The sequence below is a fragment of the Pelagibacterium sp. genome, assembly GCF_035555455.1.
GTDB lineage: Bacteria > Pseudomonadota > Alphaproteobacteria > Rhizobiales > Devosiaceae > Pelagibacterium.
On the sequence record NZ_DATMGM010000009.1, the window covers coordinates 34,441 to 60,014 of the forward strand.

The window sequence follows — 25,574 nt, forward strand, 5'->3', positions numbered from 1 at the left end:
GTCAGCCTTTTGCCCGCGCACTGAAGCGGTTATCGTTCTGTTTCCGTTCATACTTGCCGGTTTCGAGTCGTGCCACGTCCCGATCTGCTTACCCCCCTATTCAAATCTCTCAAATCGACCAAAGGCGTCGGGCCGCAGCTTGGCGCGCTGTTTGCGAAGTTTTTCGGTGCTCCTGAGGGACAGGATGCCATCGTACTCGATGTGCTCATGCACATGCCCTCCGGGGTGATTGACCGGCGGGCCCAGAACGGGATCGCCTACGCGGAGGTGGGGTCGATTGCGACACTCAAGCTCCATATCGATGAGCACATCGTGCCGCCGCGCAACAGCCGTTCGCCATTGCGCATCCGGGCGCACGACGAAACCGGAGACATCACGCTTATCTTTTTTGGCGCCCGTGGTGGCTGGGTTGAACGTCAACTCCCCTTGGGGGAAATTCGTTATGTGTCCGGAGAGATCGGGTTTTTCGGGCGGGAAAAGCAGATGACCCATCCCGACTATATAGTCGAGCCCGACAAGCTTTCCAGTCTGCCGATGGTCGAGCCGGTCTATCCGCTCACCCATGGGCTTTCGTCCAAAATCCTGCGTAAGGTGATAGCGGAGGCACTCGATAGCGTCCCGATTATCCCCGAGTGGATCCCTCGCGACCGCCTCGCCATCATGAACTGGCCCGGTTTTGCGCAGGCATTGGGGCACATCCACGCGCCGCAGCGCCCGAGCGAGGGCGATATTGTCTCCCCCTCGCGCATGCGGTTGGCCTATGACGAATATCTTGCGGGACAGCTTGCGCTCAATCTCATCCGGGCCTCGATGACCAAGGCCACAGGAGTGGCCCGCGCGTTCACCGGGGAAATCGTTCCTCGCGTACAGGCGGCGCTTCCCTTTGCGCTTACCGAGGGGCAATCCGCGGCGATTGCAGACATTCGTGCCGATCTGGAAAAACCGACGCGAATGTCGCGGTTGCTTCAGGGAGATGTGGGGTCGGGCAAAACCGTTGTTGCGCTGATGGCCATGGCCATGATGGCGGAAGACGGGGCGCAATCGGCGCTGATGGCCCCGACCGAACTGCTGGCGACCCAGCATTTTCGCACGCTCCAGCCATTGGCCGCAAAGGCGGGGCTCGGTATAGCGCTGATCACGGGCAAGATGCGGGCCGCCGAGCGGCGGGAAGCGCTGGCCGGGCTGGCGGATGGCTCCATTTCGATTGCCGTGGGCACCCATGCCCTGTTCCAGGGCGGCGTGGATTTCCACAATCTTGGGCTCACGGTGGTTGACGAGCAGCATCGCTTCGGGGTCCACCAACGGCTGGCTCTCTCAGACAAAGGTGTCCGGTCCGATCTGCTCGTGATGACCGCCACCCCCATTCCCCGCACGCTCGTGCTGACCCATTTTGGCGACATGGATGTCTCAGTATTGCGCGAAAAGCCCGTCGGACGCCAGCCTATCGACACGGCGATCCTGCCCATTTCCGAGTATGACCGGGTGATCGCCCGGCTCATGGCGCGGCTTGAAGAGGGAGCGCAGGCCTATTGGGTGTGCCCGCTCGTTGAAGAGAGTGAAATTCTCGATGTGGTCGCCGCCGAAGACCGGTTTGCCGACCTGAAGACGACCTTCGGTGATCAGGTGGCGCTCGTTCACGGGCGAATGAGCGCTGCTGATAAACAAGCGGCCATGGACCGCTTCCAATCGGGAGAAGCCCAGATACTCGTCGCGACCACTGTGATCGAAGTTGGCGTCGACGTTCCCAATGCAACCATCATCATTATTGAACATTCCGAGCGGTTCGGCCTTGCCCAATTGCACCAGCTGCGCGGACGCGTGGGGCGCGGATCGGCCCGGTCGGCTTGTCTGCTGCTGTATTCCGATCCGTTGAGCGAAACCGCCCAGCAACGCCTGGAAACCATCCGCAAGACTGATGACGGCTTCGAAATCGCAGAAAAAGACCTCGAACTGCGGGGACAGGGCGATCTGCTCGGGACCCGTCAGTCCGGGATGCCTGGATATCGCATCGCCGTCCCGGACGTTCACCGCCATCTCCTCGAAATGGCGCACGAGGATGCCCGCTCGGCGCTGGAGCGCAATCCGGGGCTCAAAGGCCCCGAAGGTGAGGCCATACGGACCCTCCTCTACGTTTTCCGCAAAGACCTTGCGATCCCGCTTATCAAGGCGGGATGATCCGACTGTCCGAAGTCAAGAAGCCCCATTTTTCGAAAGTTACGCCATGCAGCCCTCTCGCGATATTTCTCATCTCATCGAAATCATGGCGCGCCTGCGTGATCCTGAAACCGGCTGCCCGTGGGATATCGAGCAGGATTTCCGATCGATCCGCCACTATACCATTGAGGAGGCCTACGAGGTGGCGGACGCCATAGAGCGTGAGGATTACGAGGATTTGCGTGATGAACTCGGCGATCTGCTCTTGCAGCCTGTCTATCACGCGCAGATGGCAGCCGAAGCGGGGCTGTTTGACATCGGTGATGTGATTTATGCGGTGACGGAAAAGCTTATCCGGCGCCATCCCCATGTTTTCGGTGAGGATGAAGCGGGCACATCCGCAACCAGCGAGCAGCGCTGGGAGGCCATCAAGGCTGGCGAACGCGCCAATAAGGCCCGCCAACGCGGTGGAGAAAAGCCCCCGTCCCTGCTTGATGATGTTCCGGTAGGTCTTCCCGCGCTGACACGCGCCGGCAAGCTCGCCAAACGCGCTGCGCGGGTGGGGTTTGACTGGCCCGACACCGCTTCCGTTCTCGAAAAAGTCCGGGAAGAACTCACCGAGACTGAAGGGGCTTTGAGCGGTGACGATGCAGCTTCCCAAGCCGAAGAGATTGGCGATTTGCTGTTCGCCGTCGCCAATCTCGCCCGCCACGCGGGGATCGATCCAGAGGCAGCTTTGCGCGATGCCAACGGAAAATTTGTCCGCAGGTTCGAGCATGTTGAAGCCCGTTGCCGCGAAGATGACATCAAGATTGCCGAGGCGGGGCTGGTCCGCCTCGATAGCTATTGGAACGAAGTGAGAGCCGCCGATAAACGGCGATCAGAGGCCTGACCGAACCAGATCGCAGTTATACGGCGATCGAAGACCGGGCCTTTGCCAGTTCGGCCAGATCAGCAGGCTTTAGCTGAACGCTTTCGCCACAGCCACAGGCCCCTTCCTGATTGGGATTGTTGAAGGTGAACCCTGAGGACATCTTGGTTTCTTCAAAATCCATCACGGTTCCGAGCAGGAACAGCGTGGCCTTGGGGTCTATCCAGACCTCGACGCCTTTGGCGGCGATATGATCGTCACCGGCAATCGCTTCGGTTACATAGTCGAGCGTATAGGCCATGCCGGCGCAGCCGGAATTGCGCACGCCGACGCGCACGCCGATCACCGGCTTGTCGCTGTCTTCGATGATTTCCTTGATGCGCTCAGCTGCATTTTCAGTGAGCTGCAGAATCGCAAACGGCATGTTTACCACCAGTTGAGCGCAACCTGCGCTTCCTCACTCATGCGATCGGGCCCCCATGGGGGATCAAAGACCATGTTCACCTCGACGTCCTGAATGCCCTCGACCGTCCGCGCGGCGTTCTCAACCCAGCCGGGCATTTCCCCCGCTACCGGACAGCCGGGAGCCGTCAGCGTCATGTCGATGGTCAGCTTGCGATCATCATCGAGATCGATCCGGTAAATCAGCCCCAGTTCGTAGATGTCGACGGGGATTTCTGGATCATAAACGGTCTTGATCGCCGCGATCAGGTCACTGGTGATGCGCTCGACCTCTTCGGGCGGAAGAGCGCTGACCGTCTGTGGAGTTTCGACCTGATTATTTTTCGATGCGCTTTCAGTCATGACTATCCAGCCTTAAAAGAAGGAACGGGCCTTTTCGATCGCCTCGACAAGCACGTCCACGTCGTCCTTGCCATTATATAGGGCAAAAGAAGCCCGACATGTAGAGGTCGCCCCAAATCTCTGGAGCAGAGGCATGGCGCAATGGGTGCCGGCCCGCACCGCTACCCCATACCGGTCGAGGATGGTCGATACATCGTGGGCGTGAGCGCCTTCCATAACAAACGAAAATATCCCGCCCTTGCCCGGCGCCGTGCCGATCATACGCAAGGTGTTGATGCGGGACAGTTGTTCTGCAGCGTATGCAACCACGTCCTGCTCGTGCGCCACGATGGCATCGCGGCCCAGCGCCTCGACGTAATCGATGGCTGCACCCAGGCCTATGGCTTCCACGATTGGCGGCGTTCCTGCCTCCAGTCGATGCGGGGGCTCGTTGTAGGTGACGGTTTCCATCGTCACCTCCTCGATCATTTCCCCGCCCCCCAGGAAGGGCTGCATCTCGGCCAAAAGGTCATATTTTCCGTACAGAACCCCGATCCCGGTCGGACCGTAGAGCTTGTGCCCGGTAAAGACGTAAAAGTCTGCACCGATGTCCTGTATGTCGACCTTGCTGTGAACCACGGCCTGAGTGCCGTCGATCAACACCGGGATGCCTTTTGCATGGGCGACCTCGACGATCTGTTTGGCAGGGGTGATGGTGCCCAGAACGTTGGACATATGGGTTATGGCGACAAACTTTGTCCGGTCTGTCAGCGATGCAGCAAAGGCGTCGAGGTCAAAGCTGCCATCATCGGCGACATCGACCCATTTGATCACCGCACCCTTGCGTTCCCGGTGAAAGTGCCAAGGAACGATGTTGGAGTGATGCTCGGCAATCGAAATGACGATTTCATCCCCTTCGCCGATGCTGGGGCCGACAAAGGACGAGGCAACCAGATTGATGGCTTCCGTCGCCGAGCGGGTGAAGATGATTTCCTCAACCCGCTCCGCATTGAGGAACGCGCGCACTTTTTCCCGCGCGCCCTCAAACCCGTCAGTCGCCCGATTGGCCAGCGTATGCAGCCCGCGATGGACGTTGGCGTATTCATGCCGATAGGCATGATCCATACGCTCCAGGACCCGCAGCGGTTTTTGTGCCGACGCGCCGGAGTCGAGATACACCAGTCGTCGATCGTGGATCATTTCCTTGAGAATGGGAAAGTCTGCACGTACCGCTGCAAGATCCAAAGCCATCAGACGTCCTTTTTCAGCCAGCCTTCAACGACACCAGAAAGGGCTTCGGCGACGTATTCGTTTTCCACTGCTTCAACGATTTCCTCAAGAAAAGCACGAATGAGGATGGTTTCCGCTTCGTCCCGCGGAATGCCTCGGCTGATGAGATAAAACAGCCAGTCCTCGTTGAGGTCGCCACAGGTAGCCCCGTGTCCGCACACAACGTCGTCGGCGAAGATTTCCAGTTCGGGCTTGGTGAGAATCTCGGATTCCTCCGAGAGCATCAGCCCTTGCGTCATCATCTTGGCGTCGGTCTTCTGTGCATCCTGGGCCACGTTGATCTTGCCCTGGAAGACCGCCCTGCCCCGGCCACGCGCCACCTGCTTGTACAACTCGGTGGATGTGGTGTTGGGCACCGCGTGGGTGATGTCGATGGTGATGTCCTTGTGCTCATCGGTGTCGACGGCGTTGAGGCCGAAAAAGTCACCATGGGCCAATTCGCCGGCGAATTCGGCGTAAACATTGGTGCGGGCCAGATGCGCGCCGGCATTGATGACGACGGACCGCAGTTGCGCGCTCCCGGCGAGCCTGTATTCCACAGTTGCGAAATGGGTGGCAGCCTCTGCCGAAAGATCGACCAGGATATGAGTCACTTCCGCATGGTCGCCGAGCGATACGTAGCTGCCAAGATTGCCCATATGGGCGGCATTGCTCCCGGAAACCGTCTCGATGATGGTTGCGGTTGAGCCGCTCGCTACGTGAATCTTGGTGCCAGACTGCACATGGACGGCGTCGCCTTCCATGCGATGATCCACATGGATGACCGGATCGACGGAACCGGAAAGTTCCAGATTGAGCGATTCCGAAGCAAGTGCAGCATTGAGGCGCACCAGGGCATCGTCCCGGGTGGTGAGCACCGATCCAGCGACCTTGCCCACGATGATGCCCGCAGGCGCGGTCGAGGCCGACTGCACGACGCCATTGGCAACGACAATCCGGTACGATCCCGGAATATCGATTGCAGGTGCGCTCATTGCCTCAGCGGCCCCGGCCAGCGGCGGAATCTTCCCAAGCAGCGTCTTGAGATCGGTATAGTGATAGGTTTCTATCCTGCGGGTCGGCAAGCCGATACCCCGCAGGCGCTCGGCAGCATCGGTCGCCCCGACGCTTTCGAGTTGGGCGACGAGACTCTCCTCGGCGCCGCTCAGACGAACCGGCGTTTGAATATTCACGGCATCAATCCTCAGGCTGCGTTGGTCTCATCGAAATCGGCATAGCCCTTGGCTTCAAGCTGCAAGGCAAGATCCTTGTCGCCCGTTTCCACGATACGGCCATCGGAGAACACGTGCACCACGTCAGGCACGATGTAGTTGAGCAGACGCTGGTAGTGGGTGATGATCAACATCGAACGTTCGGGCGAACGCAGCTTGTTCACGCCATCGGAAACCACCTTGAGTGCGTCGATGTCGAGCCCGGAATCGGTTTCGTCGAGAATGCACAGGCTCGGCTGAAGCAGCGCCATCTGGAGAATTTCGGCGCGCTTTTTCTCACCACCGGAAAAGCCGACATTGAGCGGGCGGCGCAGCATGTCCTGCTTGAATTCGAGCAGAGCTGACGCGTCCTTGATCGCCTTCATGAACTCGGGCGTGGTCAGTTCGCTTTCGCCGCGGCCCTTGCGCTGCGCATTCATTGCCGCCTTGAGGAAGGTCATGGTCGAAACGCCAGGAATTTCGATCGGGTACTGGAAGGCGAGGAACAGGCCGGCCACGGCCCGTTCGGACGAATCCATCTCCAGCAGGTCTTCGCCGCCGAACAGAATCTGGCCCTCGGTGATCTCATAATCATCCTTGCCGGCGAGAACATACGACAATGTCGACTTGCCCGAGCCGTTGCGGCCCATGATGGCGTGAACCTCACCGGGATTGAGCGTCAGATTGACGCCTTTGAGGATTTCATTGTCCTCGACACGCACGTGCAGGTTCTTGATCTCAAGCAACGGGGTGCTCATTTGGCTTCTCCGATTTCTTCGTCTTCGAACGGATCGAGACGGTCTGTGTTCTTTTCAATTCAATAGACGCCGTCTTGCAGCGTCACGACCCATATAGGTCCAGACGGGATGTTCGTGCGCCGATACCGGCCGCTTGCTGCAAGGGCCGATATTTGCGCCGCGCCGGTTGGGTCAGCCCACGCTGCCTTCCAGCGAAATCCCGATAAGCTTCTGCGTCTCCACCATGAATTCCATGGGTAGATGTTGCAGCACGTCGCGGACGAACCCATTGACGATCAGCGCCACGGCCTCCTCTTCCGACAGACCGCGCTGGGTGCAGTAGAACATCTGATCGTCGGAAATCTTGGACGTCGTCGCTTCGTGCTCGAAGACCGTCGAGGAATTCCGGCTCTCGATATAGGGAATCGTATGCGCCCCGCAGCGATCGCCGATCAACAGGCTGTCACACTGGGTGAAGTTTCGCGCATTGGTCGCCTTGCGGTGGGACGAGACCTGGCCGCGATAGGTGTTTTCCGAACGACCGGCCGCGATCCCTTTGGAGATGATGCGCGACGAGGTGTTCTTGCCCAGGTGGACCATCTTGGTGCCCGAGTCGATCTGCTGCTTGCCGTTGGAAATCGCGATGGAATAAAATTCACCGCGCGAGCCGTCACCCTTGAGGATGCAGCTCGGGTACTTCCAGGTGATCGCCGAACCGGTTTCCACCTGCGTCCAGCTGATCTTGGAATTTTTGCCCCGGCACTCGCCGCGCTTGGTCACGAAATTGTAAATTCCGCCCTTGCCTTCGCTGTCGCCGGGATACCAGTTCTGAACCGTCGAATACTTGATTTCGGCATCATCGAGCGCGACCAGCTCCACAACGGCGGCGTGAAGCTGGTTTTCGTCGCGCATCGGCGCGGTACAGCCTTCCAGATAGCTCACATAGGAGCCTTCCTCGGCGATGATGAGCGTGCGCTCGAACTGGCCGGTATTGGGCTCGTTGATGCGGAAGTAGGTCGAAAGCTCCATCGGGCACCGCACACCCTTGGGGATGTACACGAAGGACCCGTCGGTAAAGACCGCCGAATTGAGTGTCGCGTAGAAGTTGTCGGTTACCGGAACCACCGAGCCGAGGTACTTTTTGACCAGGTCGGGATATTCGCGGATTGCTTCCGAAATCGAACAGAAGATTATGCCGTGCTTGGCCAATTCCTCACGGAACGTCGTGATGACGGACACCGAGTCGAACACTGCGTCCACGGCGACGTTGCCGCTGAAGGGCGTTCCTTCCGGCTCTTGAACACCAGCAAGGATCTTCTGCTCCGAGAGCGGAATGCCGAGCTTTTCATAGGTCCGCAAAAGCTCGGGATCGACCTCGTCGAGGCTCATCGGCCCTTTTACGCTCTTGGGCGCGGCGTAGTAATACTGATCCTGAAAGTCGATCGCGGGATACGACACCCGGGCCCAGGTGGGCTCGTCGAGCGTCTGCCAGCGGCGAAACGCTTCCAGACGCCATTCGAGCATCCATTCGGGCTCGCCCTTCTTGGCCGAGATGAAGCGCACCGTGTCCTCGTCGAGGCCCTTGGGCGCCTTTTCGGTCTCTACAATGGTCTCGAACCCGTATTTGTACTTGTCGACATCGAGCGCAAGCACCTGGTCAACCGTGGCACGGTCGATGTTTTCCTTGAGGGTCGGAATGTCATAGTCGGACATAAAGGTCTCCTGGTACTAAGCCGCCGCGCCGTTGCGGTGATGACGGCTCAGAACGGTTTCAAACGCCATGAAGAAGGCGTCGATATCTTCGGCCCGCGACGACCAGCCGAAGCTGGCCCTCAGGCCGCACTCACTTAATTCAGGCGTCACACCCATTGCGCTGAGCACATGGGAGCGTCCTACCTTGCCCGACGAACACGCCGAGCCTGACGAAACGGCGATGCCGGCCAGATCGAGCCCCATCATCGCCACCGTGTTTCTGATCCCGGGCACCGCGAAGTTGACGGTGGTGCCGATTCGCTCGGCCGCGCGGGAAAAAATCACCGCATCCGGTGCCGCAGCCAGCAATCTCGTTTCAAATTCCGAAACCAGCCCCGCAACGCGCTCAGCGTCAAAGGCTGCAGGGAAAGCATCACACGCTGCGCCGAAACCAGCGATCAATGCTGCCGATTCCGTGCCCCCACGCCGCCCCTGTTCCTGCCCGCCACCCGGCACAAGCCTGACGGTGTCGGCATGTCCTTTTACCAGGAGCGCGCCAACGCCCGCCGGGCCGCCGATCTTATGGGCTGATATAGCCATCATATCGGTAGGTGAAGCGGCAAAGTCCAGAGCCAGTTTCCCCAAAGCCTGCACTGCATCGATGACAAGAATATGAGGGGAGGGCCCCACCATCGCCTCGATGCGCGACCGGGGCTGGATTACACCGGTCTCGTTGTTCACCCAGGCGATCGTCACCAGCAGCTTTTCCCCGGCGGCATCCGCCCTATCGATCAAGGTCAGCAGCGCCGCAAGGTCAATGATCCCCTCGGAATCGACGCCGATCGAGTGGACTGGAACGCCACATTCTTCGGCAGCCCGGAGTGCAGCGGCGTGGTCCGTCGCGCAGACCGCGACACCGTCAACGCCGAAAGCCTTTACGCCGCCTACGATGGCTTGCGTGATCGCTTCTGTTGCGGAACCGGTGAACACAACCTGTTTGGCGTCCGCGCCCGTCCGTGCCGCCACTGTCTCGCGAGCAGTGTCGATAAGCGCACGCAGGGCCCGCCCCTGGCCGTGCACCGACGACGGATTGCCCGTCATCGCAAGCGCGGCCTGTATCGCTGCGCCCGCTTGCTGCAACAGCGGCGCCGAAGCATTATGGTCGAGATATGTGCTCATCGATCCATCAACCTGGCTGCAACAGGCCGGTTTGGAGGGCCCTACAGCAAACAGTCCTTGAAATTCGACTCACTCCTTAAGTAAAAGGAGCGCTCAACATCGCCGGGGAGCCGGCTCGAAAACCCGTTTGGAACAGTTCTAAACTGGTATGACGGTCAGTTTTATGGACACCCGGCCCATTCGTCAAGCCAGCGTCCGCCGTCACATGGCTCCCTTGCGGCCCGCTCATGCGGAACGCCGCGAGATGGAGGCGAAAGCGCCTCCTTTTCAGCAGCGCTACCGTACAGGAAAGAGCAGCCCAAGTCTGCCTGATTCGGCAGCGATCGGCTTTAGCGTAAAGGTAAGAGTAGATGCCTGAAGTGATTTTCAACGGACCCGAAGGGCGCATAGAAGGCCGGTATCAGCCGGGCAAGGAGCCCAACGCGCCCGTTGCGATCGTGCTTCATCCGCACCCCCAGTTTGGCGGCACGATGAACAATCAGATCGTGTACAATCTCTTCTATATGTTTGTTGAGCGTGGCTTTGCGGTCCTGCGCTTCAATTCGCGCGGCGTCGGCCGCTCTCAGGGCATCTTCGATCATGGTGTTGGCGAGTTGTCTGACGCCGCTGCCGCGCTCGACTGGCTGCAGGCGCTCAATCGCGAAAGCCGTGGCTGCTGGATCGCCGGCTTTTCGTTCGGCGCCTGGATTGGCATGCAGCTGCTGATGCGGCGGCCCGAAGTCGAAGGCTTCATTTCCGTGTCGCCCCCTGAAAATCTGTATGATTTTTCGTTTCTGGCCCCCTGCCCGTCCTCGGGCCTGATTATCCATGGGGACAAGGACCGTGTGGCTCCGCCCGAGGCCGTTCAAAAGCTTGTGGACAAGCTCAAGCTTCAGAAGGGTATCACCATCGAGCAGCAGATCGTTGAAGGGGCCAACCACTTCTATGAAGACCGCGTCGATGAACTGATCGGGGCTTGCGGCGAGTATCTCGACCGTCGCCGGGCCGAGATCGCCGCCGGCGGCGGACGCTAATACCCTGCGATCGTATTGGGGTGCCGATCAGCACCCCGGCGAAGCTCATCCTGGGCGGCAAGGGCGCCTGAGAAACGGGATGATTTCGAGCCCAACCAGCCCGGCAAGCCTTGCCGGGCAGCCCCAACGCTCTGGAATCAAGACCAATGACGCAGTTTAAATCAGAATTCCTCCACACCTTGTCGGAACGCGGGTTCATCCACCAGATTTCCGATCCTGAAGCTCTGGACAAGAAATTTTCGACCGAGGTCGTCACTGGCTATATCGGCTACGATCCGACAGCGGCCAGTCTCCATGTCGGGCACCTCATGCAGATCATGATGCTGCACTGGATGCAGCGTACCGGACACCGGCCCATCGCCCTGATGGGCGGCGGCACCGGCATGATTGGCGATCCGTCCTTCAAGGACGAAGCGCGCAAGCTGCTGACGATTGACGACATTGCCGCCAACATCGAAGGCATCAAGCTCAAGTTCAGCAATTTTCTTGAATTCGGCGACGGTCCGCAACACGCTGTGATGGCCAACAATGCCGACTGGCTTCTCGGCCTTTCCTATGTCGAATTTCTTCGCGACGTGGGCAGGCACTTCTCGGTCAACCGCATGCTGAGCTTCGAATCGGTCAAGACACGGCTGGACCGCGAACAGTCGCTGAGCTTTCTCGAATTCAACTACATGATCCTGCAGGCTTACGACTTCGTCGAGCTCAACCAGCGCTATGGCTGCACGTTGCAGATGGGCGGCTCGGACCAGTGGGGCAACATCGTCAATGGCCTTGATCTGGGCCATCGCATGCTTGGCACCCAGTTCTATGCTCTCACCTCGCCGCTGCTCACGACCGCATCCGGCCAGAAGATGGGCAAGACCGCCAACGGCGCCGTGTGGCTGAATGCCGACGCGCTGTCAGTCTATGAATTCTGGCAGTTCTGGCGCAACACCGAGGACGATGACGTCGAAAAGTTCCTGAAACTCTTCACGACTCTCCCCCTCGACGAGATCGCCCGCATCGTCGGCGGCATGGCGACCGACATCAATGAGGCCAAGAAGATCCTGGCGACCGAAGTGACGGCGTTGGTCCATGGACGGCAGGCTGCCGATGACGCCGCCGCCACAGCCATCGCCGTCTTTGAAGCTGGGCAGATCGATCTGTCCCTGCCCACGATCCAGATCGGCTGGTCAGCGCTACGGGGCGGCCTCGGCATTCTTGCAGCCACGGTAACGGCTGGCCTGGCCGGCTCCAATGGCGAGGCTCGCAGGCACATTCAGGCCGGGGCACTTCGGGTCAATGACGACGTTGTCACCGACGAAAAAATGACGCTCGGTGAAGCCAACGTGCTTGCCGAAGGCGTCATCAAGCTCTCGGTCGGCCGGAAGCGCCACGTGCTGCTCAAGCCTGTGTGACGGCCGTTAGAGCATCTACGGGCCGCCCTGGTTGGCGGCCCGATACTCGAACAGGGTGCGGAAAACGCCCGGCGCGAGAATGGACACCGGATTGACCAGCAATTGAGGATCGTCGAGCGGCCCGCGCACAGCAAATGTCACTCCGATCAGCCCCTCGCCTTCCCGTCCGCCGAACAAGGGTCCGAGCAGCGGGATTTTCTGGAAGAAATTGTTCAGCCCGAACAGCGGCACATAGGTTCCAGCCAGATCGTAACGGCCCGCCTCTGTCAGTACATTTCCGCGTATGGTGCCCCCCACCATATCACTGTGAACCAGCGCATCGACCACTTCGATGCGGTCGGAATAGCGCACAAATTCCGCCCGGCCGAAATCGAACTCGATTGCCGATGCGCCGCCGACCGCCTGCCGCGATTCATCGTGTGAGCCGATGATCACCCCGAGATTGCCTTCATCGACGATGGCAAAATTGCGGACGGCAAATTCGCCCGTGTCCGTATTGGTCGCCGGGTTATAGCGCATCACCATGCTGCCTTCCCCGCCCGCGAGGCGTGGATAGACGCCGATGAACCGCAGCGTCTGCCCCAGATCATTGGTGGCGTAGGAAATCACCCGTCCTGAAGACAGCGGATTGGTGGTTGCGGAAGCGGATCGGTCGCCGCCGAACTGGGCCGCCAAATTGATCCGCCGCAGTTGCTCGCCTTGCACCGAGATATCGAGGTCGACATTGAAGGCTGCCGTTCCGTAATATCCCAGTGCCCGGTCCAGATTGACCCGCACATTGAAAATCTGGTCCTGCAGATCGGTGCTCGCCGCCGCCGTGGTGTCGCCTTCCAGGTTGAAGAAGCGCTTGAGCACCGGCTTGATGTCGAGCTGTTCGCCCTGCACAGCAAACGCATATCCCCCATCGATGGGGCTCATGCTGACGCGGGCGCTGTCGCCGGGGCTGATCTGGAAATTGGAAAAACTGGCGGAGCGCAGATCGCCGCTTGTTCCAAAAAGCATATCGCCTTGCAGCCGGACCGTGCCAAATGCCAGAGACAGGTCGGATACCGATATTTCCGAGTCATCGAGCCTTATCACGGCATCGAGTTGCCCGCTGGTCCCGCGTTGTTTGGAAACGCCGATATCGCTGATGGTCAGCGCTGTGTCGGCCAGATCGGCAGCGAGTTCGATGCGTCCGTCAGCAACGGGACGCGCGGTAACCCTCACGCTGCCTTGCATGAATTCCGAAAGGTCTATCCCGAACGCGGCAGCATCAGCCACGTTCAGCGTCGAGCCGATCACAAATTGCGGGGCCGCATCGCCCGATTGCGCCGCTTCGATCTCGATCCGGGCTTCGCCGACGCCTTGAGTTCCCACATTGGCGTCGCCCAGGACGCGAAATCCTTCCTGCGAGGCGGTGAAGGCAAGGCTGGAATCAGAAAAGCTGAATCCCTGGATGGGCCTTACACTGGCCAGGTTGCTGATGACGCCGTTGAGCGCATAATCGGTGCTTACCAGCCGCCCGGTATCGTCTGTCGCGATGGTGGCGATCACGGTTGTCGCTACCTGCCCCGACAGGTCCCGGGCGAGTTGCGCGAGATCGATGTCCGTATCGAAATCATCCAGCAGAGTCATCGAATCGCCGCTGGCCGCGCCCAGAATGGCCGGAACGGGACCGGAAACATCCCCCGACACTTCGAAAATCTGTTCGGTGGCCGATACATCCTGGTTGATATAGGCCGCGTTTTCGATCGCGATGGCAGCGCCGAATTCAGGAACTCTGGCGCGCTCGAACGCCATGGTCAGTTGATTGTCGCGCATGGTCAGTTGCGCTTCGCCATCCACCTGAAATTCCGGCAGTCCATCGAGAGGCAGCAATTGAACGTCGCTGCCTTTCAAATCGATCTGCATGGCGCCTTGTGGCATGGGGCGCTGTTCCCCATCGAGGGAAATACTGCCCACAGGAAACCTGAAACGCATATCCGCCGCGCTGACCCGTCCATCAGACACATAGGATGTGAACCACTCGCGCCCTTCCCGGGCAAACAGATACGGCCAGAGGCGCTTGATGTCGTCGGCTGAGGCGCCCCGCCCGCTCAGGGTGACGTCCAGCCCCACCCCGTCGCGCACCATATCGATGCGTCCCTGCATCACGATGCCCATTTCATCTTTGGCAACCACCATTCGGTCGATGCCGATGGCGCCATAGAGCGGGGCGGACCACCCTTCGAAATGAACGTCATCGAACGGCTCGGCAGGCGCATCCAGATCGTCGGGATGCAGCCACAGGTCCCGTCCGCGCACAGACATACCCAGGGTTGGGCCGAACTGTGTATCAAATCCCATGACGATATCGGCGTCGAGCGTGCCGCGGCTCTGGCCGATGACGAAATCGACATCGGAAACGCTAAAGCGCGACTGGGCAGGCAGCCATTCGATGTCGAACGGTTCGGCCGCGATCCGAAATTGATCGTTGTTGAGGCGAAGTTTGGTGCCGTCAATGTCGACAGTAAACCGCCCCCCTTTCAACGCACCGCCCTCGCCAGATTCGAAATCCACAGCCAGCCCCAACCGCCCCGCGCCCCGCAAGGCCGCCAGGCTGTTGGCATCGTCCAGGAACGGCGCGACGGTTGAAAAATCGATGTTGCGGATATCGGCGGTGATGCTTGCCCCGTCCCCGGTGAGGCGGCGTATGATTTCGCCTTCCATGGTTTGTCCGCCAATTTCGGCTGAAAACGACGCAGAGATACGCCCGTCGATCCTCCCTGCTCTTATGGCGAGATCGACATGTTCAAACGATTTGTAGAGCCCATACACTGTGTCGAGCACCCCGACCGCCCCGTCACGGATGTCGAGCCGCCGAATTTGCCCTGCCATCGCCTGGTCCGACAGTTGCGCGAGGACCTGATTGAGCGCCTCTACATTGAGAACCAGCCAGTCATTGTCCGATTTCAGCCCGATCTCGCCGCCAACGAGCCCGTCCAGCAACAGTCCCTCATCACCGATCTGGACCGCCGGCGCCTGCTCTCCGCCTTCCATGATCCGGACCACAGCTTCGCCGGTCTGTTCATCATCGAGCAGTTCGAAACGAGTAAGTTGGGGCCCCAGCAGGCTTTGCAGCGTCTGGAAGCGCGGCTCGATCAGGATGACCCGCGCATTCGGACGCCCCAGGGCGAGCCCTATTGGCGAAAGTTCGATTTCCAGGGCTTCCATTTCAATGACCGCATCGGTCAGCGGCTCGGTCAGCGTGACCGCAGACAGATGGAATCCGACACTGAACGGCCCGGTCAGCGACAGTCCGAAATCGCTCCAGTCAACAGCGAAATTGTCTTCGACGATGCCGGCAACCGCTTCTTTCACCCTGTCCGATACGAAGCCGAGCGAGATCGGCCCAAACAGCAGGCGAACGTAAAGCAGCGCCATGACCATCAGGATCCCGATACAGATCCACGCCAAAGCCTTGATTGCCAGTTGCCGCTTCGGCCCCCAAATGGCTTGCCTGGGGCGGGTCGTTTCACTCACAGTCAGGTGCGGGTCCCATGCAAGTCGCGTCGGAAAAAAGCGCAAGAATCGGCTATTGACGCTGTCTGTTGCTGACCATATCGGCTTGAATATGGCACAGATAGCCTGCCCGATCACAGGCGAGAACGAAATACACGACAAAGGCAATAATCATGACTGAACTGGCTGTTGGCCGGCCCGCCCCGGACTTTACCCTTCTTACGGATTCAGGCGAGCAGTTCACCCTTTCCGATCAGAAAGGCAAGTCGGTACTGCTCTATTTCTATCCCCAGGCTGGCACCCCAGCGTGTAACGACCAGAATCTGGCTTTCACCGCTCATGCCGACTGGTTCGCCCAGCGCAATATCGTGCTGGTTGGCATCTCACCGGACAGCGTCGAGAAACTGGCGCGTTTCCGGGCTGATTACGGCCTTTCGCCTCTCCTCCTCTCAGACCCCGAACACAAAGCCATTAGCGCTTTTGGTGTCTGGGGTGAAAAGCGCAATTATGGCCGAACCTATGAGGGGCTGATCCGCTCCACGGTTCTCGTTGGCCCGGACGGCGATGTCGAGCACATATGGCCCAACATTCGCGCCAAAGGCCACGTCGATCGACTCATAAAGGCGCTTGGTTAGCGCACCATTAACCAACAAAACGCATAGTTCCCCCAAACGCATAAACATGATCGTTGAGGCTGGGGGCGTGACGGTGAAATCGGACGAACGCGTGATCGGGCTGGGGCGGCAGCAGCCCCGACAGCGGCATCGCTCTGCGGCATATCTGCTGCTGACCGGTGCGGTCGCCCTTTTGCTCGGCACTAACGCAGTCACCGGCCTCGCGCTTTATTTCGCTCCAGAGATCAACGGTCTGATGCGCAAGGACAATTCAGCGCTCAGCCATGCCTATGAGCAGCGCATTACCGAGTTGCGCCTCGAAGTGGACCGCCTGCATTCGCGCCAATACGCCCAGATGGGCGACATGAACCTGCAAATGCACGAACTTGTGCAGCAGCAGGAGGTTCTGTCCGAGCAGCATGAATATGTCAGGGCCCTCACCGACATGGCCCGCGACATGGGTATTGCCAGTCCCCAAACTCCAACCGATCCGGTGATCACCGGCAGCATTGCTCCGCAGCCGCATCTTTCCGGAAGCGACACCGTTGCCCTGGCTGCCAGCATTTCGACCATGCAGCATGAAACGCGCATGGCGCTGGTGTCGCTCTCGGACGCGGCAACCCTGTCGACCAATGAAATTCTGGACGGCCTGCGCGGGGTCGGTCTTGAGCCACAGGTTGCCGAGACCGGTATCGGCGGACCATTCATCCCGGCACGTGGCAGCGGCGAATCGATCATCGACGAAGCAAACGCCGTTGCCGACGCGCTGGCCCGGTACCATTCGGCAAAAACTGCGCTGCTCGCGGCACCGATAAGAATACCCGTTCCGGGCTCCGGTGTCCTCAGTTCGGGCTTCGGAAACCGCAAGGATCCTTTCCTCAATCGCACGGCTTTTCATTCGGGAATCGATTTTCGCGTCACCACCGGCACACCGGTCTTTGCGGCAGCTGGCGGGAAAGTCGTATTTGCCGGCACAAATGGCGGCTATGGAAAAATGGTGGAAATCGACCACGGCAATGGCCTGACCACGCGCTATGCGCATATGAGCCAGATCGGCGTTACGGCAGGCCAATCTATCCTGGGCGGCCAACGAGTCGGACTCTCCGGCTCGACCGGCCGGTCAACGGGGCCGCACCTGCATTTCGAGGTGCGCCGGGGCGGCAGTGCCATCGATCCGTCGCGGTTCATCGCTACCGGACGGACGCTCTCTTCCCATCTCTGATTGCCGTTCCGCAGCGCTGGCTGGAGCGATCCTGACCGGAAACGCTACTCGTCAAGAATCGGTATGAAACCGCCCCAGAACATGCGGGCACCATCGAAAGGCAGGGTCATGTTGTCCATGTCCGGGTCCTCCATCATCTTTCGATTGGCTTCATCCCGGGTCGCCTTGTCAGGATATTCAACCCAGCTCAAAATCGGGGTTTCGTCATCCTTTGCCTGGGTGGCCTTGTAGAAATCGGTGAGCGTGCCCTTTGGCACGTCATCGCCCCAGCATTCCACATAGCGAGTTGCCCCCAGCTTCTTGAAGTAAGCGGCGGCCTCCTGGACATGCTTGAGATACTTGTCCTTGTTGGCGGTTGGCACCGCAGCAACAAACCCTTCGATATAGGCCATGGCGTTTCTCCTTCTGGTGTTCTGCAGAGAAAAGACGCACCGCCCTTTATCGATCCGACACCATCGGAAAAAAAATCCCGAACGCGGCTAGCCTTCAGCGGCCTCCGTATTGAGCCGCTGGGCCAGCGAGGCCTCCATGAACTGATCGAGATCGCCATCGAGAACATCGGACGGCGATGTGCTTTCAACCTGCGTCCGCAGGTCCTTGACCAGTTGATAGGGCTGCAGAACATAGGAGCGGATCTGGTGTCCCCAACCGATCTCGGTCTTGGACGCTGCCTCGGCGTTGGCCGCTTCCTCGCGCTTTTGCAATTCGAGTTCGTACAGGCGGGCGCGCAGCATGTCCCAGGCTTGTGCCCGGTTCTTGTGCTGGCTGCGCTCGTTCTGGCATTGAACCACGATGCCCGTTGCAATGTGAGTTATGCGCACCGCCGAGTCGGTCGTGTTGACGTGCTGCCCGCCCGCACCCGACGCCCGGTAGGTATCGATCCGCACATCCGATTCGCTGACATCGATATCGATCGTATCGTCGATCGCGGGATAGACCCATACGCTTGAAAAGCTGGTATGTCGGCGCGCCTGGCTATCATAGGGCGAGATGCGCACCAGCCGGTGCACGCCACTTTCAGTCTTGAGCCAGCCATAGGCGTTGTGTCCGCGGATGACGATGGTTGCGCCCTTGATGCCCGCTTCTTCGCCAGCGCTGTACTCGATGGTTTCGACCTTGAAGCCGCGCCGCTCGGCCCACCGGGTGTACATGCGAAAGAGCATCTGAGCCCAGTCCTGGCTCTCGGTGCCGCCCGCGCCCGAATGGACTTCGAGATAGCAGTCGTTCGCGTCGGCTTCGCCCGAAAGCAGGGTTTCCACGCGCATGCGTGCAGCGGAGGCCTGGAGCGCGCCCAGCGCTTCTTCGGCTTCGGTGACGATTTCCGCATCGCCCTCGGCTTCGCCGAGTTCGATCAGGTCAACATTGTCATTGAGGCCTGTTTCCAGGGAATGCACGTTGGCGATCGCCGATTCGAGCGTCTGGCGCTCGCGCATCACCTTCTGGGCTTCCTCGGGGTCGTTCCACAACTCCCCCGACTCGGTCCGGGCATTCAGTTCGTCGAGGCGTCTTTCTGCTGTATCCCAGTCAAAGATGCCTCCTCAGCAGGCTTAGGACCTGCTTGATTTCGTCGACAGTCTTCAGAACTTCTGCGCGCATCGTTCTTTCCGCAAATTCGATCTTTCGAGGTGACTTAGCGATATTGAAAGCGACAATCAACCACTGCCCTGGTCAGAAAAGGCTGCCGGTCCCGAACATTGGCTGCCGGCCTGGGTCAGAGCGTATGGTGTCAAAGGCCTGGGAATTGAGCCCGATCACCGACGTCATCGGGTTAGGGCCAGTGCCCGGCTTGAACGCTTCGAGCACTCCGGACCCGCCGGCCACGCCAGTGGTAATATCAACCCAGTCGGTGTGCATCCCTGCAGGCATCCGGAACTGGGTCGGCGGCACGCCCTCAAGGGCTGCGGAAACAAAATCGGCAAAGATTGGAGCGGCCAACTCGCCGCCGGTCGAGTTCGATCCGAGATTGCGCGGGATGTCGTAACCCACATAGACCCCGACCGCTAGTTCCGGCGTAAAGCCCACGAACCAGGCATCCTTGTAGTCATTGGTGGTTCCGGTCTTGCCCGCCACCGGCCGCCCTGCCCTGCGCGCTGCCGTCCCTGTGCCGCGCTGCACAACGCCCTCCATCATCGAGGTGATCTGATAGGCGGTCATGGGATCGAGCACCTGCGGGCGACTGTCGATGATCGTCGGCGCGCCTTGTCCATGCCAGTCAGCCTGCTGGCATCCCTCGCAGATACGTTCATCGTGGCGATAGATGGTCTGGCCATAGCGGTCCTGAATGCGATCGATCAACGTGGGTGTGATCTTGCGCCCGCCATTGGCCATTGTCGCATAGGCCGCGGTGAGGCGCATGACGGTGGTCTCGCCGGCCCCCAGCGCCATTGCCAGCACATGGGGCATGTCATCGTAAACACCGAACAATCGCGAATATTCCTCGATCATTGGCATGCCTAGATCCTTGGCCAGCCGAACGGTCATGACGTTCCGCGAGAGCTCTATCCCCCGTCGAAGGGTCTGCGGTCCGTAGAACTGCCGTGCGTAATTCTCAGGTCGCCAGACTGATCCATCGGCATTGACCACTTCCAGCGGCGCATCGAGAATGACCGACGCTGGCGTATAGCCATTGTCCAGCGCAGCGGCATAAACAATCGGCTTGAACGAGGAGCCCGGCTGGCGCATGGCCTGGGTCGCGCGATTGAATTCGCTTTCGGCAAAGGAAAATCCGCCTACCAGCGCCAGCACGCGCCCGGTTCGCGGGTCCATCGCCACGATCGCCCCTTCGACATCGGGCACCTGACGCAGGATATAAGTCCCCTCCTGCCCAGCCACCGGCTCGACATAGATTACATCGCCCACGCTGAGCACCTGGCTTAGTTGCTGGCTGACCCAGGAGACCGCTGATCCGGGCAGCGTTCCTGTGATCCGGGCTGAACTCACCCGCCCATCGATGTCGATCAGTGGGCGCAGGCCAATGCGCGCGGAGTTGGACTCCATTTCGAGAACGACCGCCAGTGTCCATTCCGGAACATCGCTCAGGGGCGAAACGGCTGCCAGCGCCTGCCCCCAATCCTCGCTCACATCGATGGTTGTTTCGACGGCATGAACGCCCCGCCGCTGGTCATAGGCGATCAGCCCGTCCATCAGCGCTTTACGAGCATGCAATTGCATCTGGGGATCAAGGGATGTCCGCACCGACATGCCGCCGCCATAAAGCGTATCCTCGCCATAGAGCGACGCCAGTTGTCTCCGGACTTCCTCGGTGAAATATTCCGCCGAGTAGAGCTGGGAGCCGCCTTGACGCGGGATCACGTCGAGATTTTCGGCCTTGTAGGTTCGGGCGGCCTCTGTCGAAATGTATCCATTCTCGGCCATCCGATCGAGCACCCAATTGCGCCGGTCGATAGCCGCTTGCGGACGGCGAAAGGGATGGTAGTTGGAGGGCCCCTTGGGCAGCGCCGCCAGATAGGCAGCCTCGGCGTAGGTCAGCTCATATAGCGCTTTGTCGAAATAATTGAGCGCGGCCGCTGCAACCCCATACGAGTTGAGGCCCAAGTAGATTTCGTTGAGATAAAGTTCGAGAATCTTGTCCTTGGAAAAGGTATTTTCGATCCGGAGCGCCAGCAGGGCTTCCTTGATCTTGCGATCCCAGGTCTGATCGGCGGTCAGCAGAAAGTTCTTCGCGACCTGTTGGGTTATGGTCGAAGCACCCGAAAGGTTGCCCGAACTCCCGTCAATTATCTGCTGGACGTTGTCCCGAACGGCCCGGAATACGCCCGAAATATCGATGCCGAAATGGGTGTAGAAATCCTTGTCTTCTGAAGACAGGAACGCTTCGATCACCATCGGAGGGATGGTCTCTACCGGCTGGAACAGCCGCCGCTCGCGGGCAAATTCTGCCAGCAGCACGCCATCGGCGGCATGCACGCGGGTGGTGACGGGCGGCTGATAATCGGTGAGCACCGTATAATCAGGCAGGTCTTCGCTCAGCAGCCAGACATAATAGCCAACGACGCCGAGCACGATCACGCCGCAAAAGACGCCAAAACCGAAGAGCCAGCTCAAAAGTCGAAACATTCAATTCTCTTACGGATATGCGCCGAGCGCTTCACGCCGAATCCCGCTGCGATAAACTATCAGACTCCGCGCCACGTGTACGCGGGAACCGCCGTTGCGCCTATCAAAAGCGTGTGTCGCTGACTCAGGAACGTCCGTCAAAATAAACCGCGACGCCCCGCGCCAGTGCCGCCGCGACCCGATCCAGCCACGCGTCGGTGGTCAGGTTCTGCGTGTCGTCGGAATTGGACAGGAAACCCAGCTCGATCAGAACAGAGGGGATATCCGGCGAATTGAGGACGAAAAAATCCGCCTGCCGCAAGGGAAACCGCCTGAGCTGCACCGAAGGCTCAAGCTGCTCGATCAATTCCTGCCCGGCAAGATAGGACTGACGCCGCGTTTCCCGGGAAAGGAAATCCACCAGCACGTCGATGGCTCCCTCGTCCTCGGGCGGTGAAAATCCGGCAATCAGGTCCACCTTGTTCTCGTTCTCCGCCAGGATCCGATCCAGATCGCTGGTTGCCAGATCGCCGCGCGTATAGATCGACGCGCCCCGTACATCCGGCTGATCGAACGAATCCGCATGCAGCGAGATAAACAGATCAGCCTGGTTCTGCCGGGCCAGAGCCAGCCTGTCAGACAGAGTTAGAAAGGTGTCGGTATCCCGCGTCAGCGCTACATCGAAGCGGCCTGTCTCGACCAGCAGGCTCTGCAATTTCAAGGCAAATGCCAGAACTATGGTCTTTTCCTCCAGACCATTGGTGGCCCGGGCGCCGCCGTCCACGCCGCCATGGCCGGGGTCGATAACCACCAATGGCCGCACCGTATCGCTTGCTGTTGCTATCTCCCCGGGCGCCGTTTGCTGGCTATCCAGTTCCGATTGAACTGCGGACGAGGCAATGTCTGCCTCCTCTGCTGCTGCGTCGCGCAATTTGGCGGCAAAATTTTCCGCCGTGTCCGGCACGAGATCGATCACCAGCCGGGCGGGCTGATCTTCGAAGGCTTCGAGAACATAGGATTGTTGCACCTGTGCTGGACCTGCCAGCGTCAGTGTCACCTGCACACGGTCGGGTGCGGGTGCTTCCACCAGATACCCGGTGACCAGTCCGTCTCCGGCTGGCTGGGTTTCGATGCTGTCGCCGGCCTGGGCGCGCAATTGCACGACCACCCGCAAAGGATCCGCTTCTGTATGTACTGCAAAATCCGTAGGTGTTCCCAGATCGAGCACCAGGCGCGCCCGGTCCTGCGTTGCGGTCACCCGCGAATCCAGCAGCGGTGGCGGCGCAGAGGCTGCAGTTGCCTCGACGCTCGGGGGCGCAGCTTCCTGCGCAATGGCGATGCCCGCCAAGCCGCCAAGATACAGCAATATCAGAACAAGCAGACGCCCGTGCATACTCGGAAACGACATCGGAAACTCCCGTTCGGAGCCCTCTTATGCGATTCCCGGGCTGATTCAGGCAAGCCGCAGCTTGAAATTCCTCGCCCCTCACGCCACATTCTGGCCGTGCGGTGACTGGTCGATTGCTGCTTGCCAACCGATCGGAACACCCGTAATGACTGTAATGCGGTGCTCTTTGGAGTCTGCGGCGAAACCCTTGGTTGCCTCCGGCACACTGCCGGCCTCGACTGAGGGAATATGACGCGCGACGTGCACCGATTACGAATAACGGACCTGCCGGTTATGGTGGTCCGAATGGCCGGGCCGGCTCGGCTCGGTTTCCCGAGGACGAGGTCGAATGGGTCTTTCTCTGGCAATCGGCACGATGGATTTCCCGGCGCGCCGAAGCCCGTTGCCCTGCTCCATACCCCCTCCCCTTCAAGCAAGCGGCGCCCTGTGCGCCTTCACGATACTGTCATTCGCCTCGCATGGCGCTGGCGGCCCGCAAGGATTGCGGCCCGGGTCTGGCGCGCGAGTGCGCGGAGTTTTATTTTATGGCCACGAAGAGAATGTTGGTGGATGCCACCCACCCGGAAGAGACACGGATTGTCGTCACCAGCGGTAACAGACTAGAGGAATTCGACTTCGAATCTGCCGAACGGCGCCAATTGCGAGGCAATATCTACCTCGCCAAGGTGACGCGGGTCGAACCGTCCCTCCAGGCAGCCTTTGTCGAATATGGCGGCAACCGCCATGGTTTCCTCGCTTTTTCCGAAATTCATCCCGATTATTACCAAATCCCGGTCGCTGATCGCGAAGCGTTGATGCGCGCCGAGGAAGAGGAATCGCAGGAAGAGGCTCAAGAGGAGGAAGACGAGGCGGATAACGCTGACGACGGCGATTCCGACGACGAGTCTTCCGATCATGACGAACATGGTGAGAACGGCGACGATAACGGGCTGGGCTTGCCGCGCGAAGTCAAGAAGGTCGAGCAGATCGGCGAAGGCGACGCCCTGGAAGACCTCCAGGAGCGGCCGCGCCGCAATCAGCGCAGATACAAGATTCAGGAAGTCATCAAGCGCCGCCAGGTGTTGCTGGTTCAGGTCGTCAAGGAAGAGCGCGGCAATAAGGGCGCTGCGCTGACCACCTATCTTTCGCTGGCCGGACGCTATTCGGTTCTCATGCCCAACACCGCCCGCGGTGGCGGCATTTCGCGTAAGATCACCAGCGCCGCAGACCGCAAGCGCCTCAAGGAAATCGCCGCCGATCTCGAAGTGCCGCAAGGCATGGGCGTCATCTTGCGCACGGCTGGGGCCTCGCGCACCAAGGCCGAGGTCAAGCGCGACTTCGAATATCTGATGCGGCTGTGGGAGAACGTGCGCACGTTGACGCTGGAATCGTCGGCACCCAACCTCGTCTATGAGGAAGGAAGCCTGATCAAGCGCACCATCCGGGACCTGTACAACAAGGACATTTCCGAAGTGCTCGTTGCCGGCGACGCCGGCTACCGCGAGGCCAAGGATTTCATGCGGATGATCATGCCTTCGCATGCCAAGAATGTGCAGACCTACAAGGACGATGCGCCGATTTTTTCGCGCTACAACATAGAGTCCCAGCTCGACTCCATGTTCCATCCGCAGGTCACCCTGCCCTCGGGCGGCTACATCGTGATCAATCCGACGGAAGCTCTGGTCTCCATCGACGTCAACTCGGGCCGAGCCACCAAAGAGCACAATATCGAGGACACCGCCCTCCAGACCAATCTCGAAGCTGCCGAGGAAATCTCCCGCCAGTTGCGTCTGCGCGACCTTGCCGGGCTGATTGTCATCGACTTCATCGACATGGAGGAAAAGCGCAACAACCGGGCCGTCGAGCGTAAGCTCAAGGATTGCCTGAAGAACGATCGTGCCCGTATTCAGGTCGGCCATATCAGCCATTTCGGCCTGTTGGAAATGAGCCGTCAGCGCATCCGCTTCGGCGTCTTGGAAAGCTCGACGCACACCTGCCCCACCTGTGCTGGAACGGGCCTCGTGCGGTCCGTGTCCTCTCTCGCGCTGATGATCATGCGCGCCATCGAGGATCACGTGCTGCGCAAGCCCGGGCAATCGATCAACGTCAACATGCCGACCGAAGTAGCGCTCTATATCCTCAATACAAAGCGCGATTCGCTTACGGCGCTTGAGGCCAAATATGCGCTGTCGATCACCATTTCCGCCCAGAGCGGGTTGGTTGGGTCCCAGTTCAACATCGAACGCGGCGAAGCACGAGCCCCGGTGGCGGCTGCGCCCGTTCAGCACATTCGCGCCGATGCTGCTTCGATGGAGGATTATGACGACGCCGAAGCGGATATCGAAGCCGAGGACGCCGTCGAGACCGTGTCTGAGTCCGATACGGATTCCGGTGAGGAGCAGAACGGACGCAGCAAGCGCCGCCGCCGGCGTCGCCGCGGCAATGGTGAAGGCACGGTCCAGGCAACCGAGATTGCGGTTCCTGATGCTGAATCCGGCGACAC

The 25,574-nt window shown here is 59.8% G+C and carries 19 protein-coding genes; 7 read left to right on the forward strand and 12 right to left on the reverse strand.

Annotated features, from left to right (window positions below; all coding sequences use genetic code 11):
• Positions 1 to 69: 69 nt before the first annotated feature.
• Together recG and mazG are read left to right on the forward strand one after the other, a co-directional pair.
• Positions 70 to 2,175 carry an ATP-dependent DNA helicase RecG gene (recG, locus tag VNS12_RS01780; protein ID WP_325486126.1) on the forward strand — a complete coding sequence of 702 codons (2,106 nt, stop codon included), beginning with the start codon at positions 70 to 72 and terminating at the stop codon, positions 2,173 to 2,175.
• Positions 2,176 to 2,221: 46 nt separating this feature from the next.
• Positions 2,222 to 3,046 carry a nucleoside triphosphate pyrophosphohydrolase gene (gene mazG / locus VNS12_RS01785; protein WP_325486127.1) on the forward strand — a complete coding sequence of 275 codons (825 nt, stop codon included), beginning with the start codon at positions 2,222 to 2,224 and terminating at the stop codon, positions 3,044 to 3,046.
• A gap of 16 nt (positions 3,047 to 3,062) precedes the next feature.
• Here the strand turns inward: mazG and VNS12_RS01790 are convergent, their stop codons facing one another.
• The 7 genes from VNS12_RS01790 to VNS12_RS01820 all read right to left on the reverse strand — a co-directional run bounded on the left by VNS12_RS01790 (position 3,063) and on the right by VNS12_RS01820 (position 9,896).
• A complete protein-coding gene (locus VNS12_RS01790) occupies positions 3,063 to 3,449 on the reverse strand; it encodes a HesB/IscA family protein (protein WP_325486128.1) in 387 nt (128 codons plus the stop codon).
• A 2-nt stretch (positions 3,450 to 3,451) separates the two neighbouring features.
• Positions 3,452 to 3,829 (reverse strand): SUF system Fe-S cluster assembly protein, encoded by a 378-nt coding sequence (locus VNS12_RS01795; protein WP_325486129.1) that lies wholly within the window; start codon positions 3,827 to 3,829, stop codon positions 3,452 to 3,454.
• Between the two features lie 12 nt (positions 3,830 to 3,841).
• Positions 3,842 to 5,080: a cysteine desulfurase gene (locus VNS12_RS01800; protein WP_325486144.1), complete on the reverse strand. Its 1,239-nt coding sequence runs from the start codon at positions 5,078 to 5,080 to the stop codon at positions 3,842 to 3,844.
• Complete coding sequence (sufD, locus tag VNS12_RS01805) at positions 5,059 to 6,270, reverse strand: Fe-S cluster assembly protein SufD (RefSeq protein WP_325486130.1); 1,212 nt, start codon at positions 6,268 to 6,270, stop codon at positions 5,059 to 5,061. Before sufD ends, VNS12_RS01800 begins: the two co-directional genes overlap by 22 nt.
• 11 nt (positions 6,271 to 6,281) lie before the next feature.
• Positions 6,282 to 7,034, reverse strand: coding sequence for a Fe-S cluster assembly ATPase SufC (gene sufC / locus VNS12_RS01810; protein ID WP_325486145.1), 753 nt, complete (start codon positions 7,032 to 7,034; stop codon positions 6,282 to 6,284).
• A gap of 183 nt (positions 7,035 to 7,217) precedes the next feature.
• Positions 7,218 to 8,738 carry a Fe-S cluster assembly protein SufB gene (gene sufB / locus VNS12_RS01815; RefSeq protein ID WP_325486131.1) on the reverse strand — a complete coding sequence of 507 codons (1,521 nt, stop codon included), beginning with the start codon at positions 8,736 to 8,738 and terminating at the stop codon, positions 7,218 to 7,220.
• Between the two features lie 15 nt (positions 8,739 to 8,753).
• Positions 8,754 to 9,896, reverse strand: a complete 1,143-nt coding sequence (locus VNS12_RS01820) for a cysteine desulfurase family protein (protein WP_325486132.1) — start codon at positions 9,894 to 9,896, stop codon at positions 8,754 to 8,756.
• 350 nt (positions 9,897 to 10,246) lie between these two features.
• Here VNS12_RS01820 and VNS12_RS01825 point away from each other — a divergent pair, with 350 nt between their 5' ends.
• Both VNS12_RS01825 and tyrS read left to right on the forward strand, forming a co-directional pair.
• The gene (locus VNS12_RS01825; protein WP_325486133.1) at positions 10,247 to 10,909 is read left to right on the forward strand and encodes an alpha/beta hydrolase; all 663 of its coding nucleotides are present in this window, start codon (positions 10,247 to 10,249) and stop codon (positions 10,907 to 10,909) included.
• Between the two features lie 146 nt (positions 10,910 to 11,055).
• On the forward strand, positions 11,056 to 12,309 hold the full coding sequence (gene tyrS / locus VNS12_RS01830; RefSeq protein WP_325486134.1) for a tyrosine--tRNA ligase: 1,254 nt from the start codon (positions 11,056 to 11,058) through the stop codon (positions 12,307 to 12,309).
• A gap of 15 nt (positions 12,310 to 12,324) precedes the next feature.
• Here the strand turns inward: tyrS and VNS12_RS01835 are convergent, their stop codons facing one another.
• Entirely contained in the window at positions 12,325 to 15,714 is a 3,390-nt protein-coding gene (locus VNS12_RS01835; RefSeq protein WP_325486135.1) for a hypothetical protein, read from the reverse strand.
• Positions 15,715 to 15,965: 251 nt separating this feature from the next.
• Between VNS12_RS01835 and VNS12_RS01840 the strand changes: the two genes are divergently transcribed.
• Entirely contained in the window at positions 15,966 to 16,427 is a 462-nt protein-coding gene (locus VNS12_RS01840; RefSeq protein ID WP_325486136.1) for a peroxiredoxin, read from the forward strand.
• 46 nt (positions 16,428 to 16,473) lie between these two features.
• Positions 16,474 to 17,628, forward strand: coding sequence for a peptidoglycan DD-metalloendopeptidase family protein (locus VNS12_RS01845; RefSeq protein WP_325486137.1), 1,155 nt, complete (start codon positions 16,474 to 16,476; stop codon positions 17,626 to 17,628).
• 44 nt (positions 17,629 to 17,672) lie between these two features.
• Here the strand turns inward: VNS12_RS01845 and VNS12_RS01850 are convergent, their stop codons facing one another.
• From VNS12_RS01850 to VNS12_RS01865, 4 genes are all read right to left on the reverse strand, one after another.
• On the reverse strand, positions 17,673 to 18,020 hold the full coding sequence (locus VNS12_RS01850) for a DUF1428 domain-containing protein (protein ID WP_325486138.1): 348 nt from the start codon (positions 18,018 to 18,020) through the stop codon (positions 17,673 to 17,675).
• Between the two features lie 87 nt (positions 18,021 to 18,107).
• Positions 18,108 to 19,224 (reverse strand): peptide chain release factor 2 gene (prfB, locus tag VNS12_RS01855; protein ID WP_325486139.1). Its coding sequence is split into 2 segments (ribosomal slippage): positions 18,108 to 19,154 and positions 19,156 to 19,224, totalling 1,116 coding nucleotides; the frame shifts between segments, so codons are not numbered across the junction.
• A gap of 72 nt (positions 19,225 to 19,296) precedes the next feature.
• Positions 19,297 to 21,705: a penicillin-binding protein 1A gene (locus VNS12_RS01860; RefSeq protein WP_325486140.1), complete on the reverse strand. Its 2,409-nt coding sequence runs from the start codon at positions 21,703 to 21,705 to the stop codon at positions 19,297 to 19,299.
• 124 nt (positions 21,706 to 21,829) lie between these two features.
• Positions 21,830 to 23,092: an N-acetylmuramoyl-L-alanine amidase gene (locus tag VNS12_RS01865; RefSeq protein ID WP_325486141.1), complete on the reverse strand. Its 1,263-nt coding sequence runs from the start codon at positions 23,090 to 23,092 to the stop codon at positions 21,830 to 21,832.
• Between the two features lie 524 nt (positions 23,093 to 23,616).
• Between VNS12_RS01865 and VNS12_RS01870 the strand changes: the two genes are divergently transcribed.
• A partial coding sequence (locus tag VNS12_RS01870) for an Rne/Rng family ribonuclease (RefSeq protein ID WP_325486142.1) occupies positions 23,617 to 25,574 on the forward strand: 1,958 nt, incomplete at its 3' end.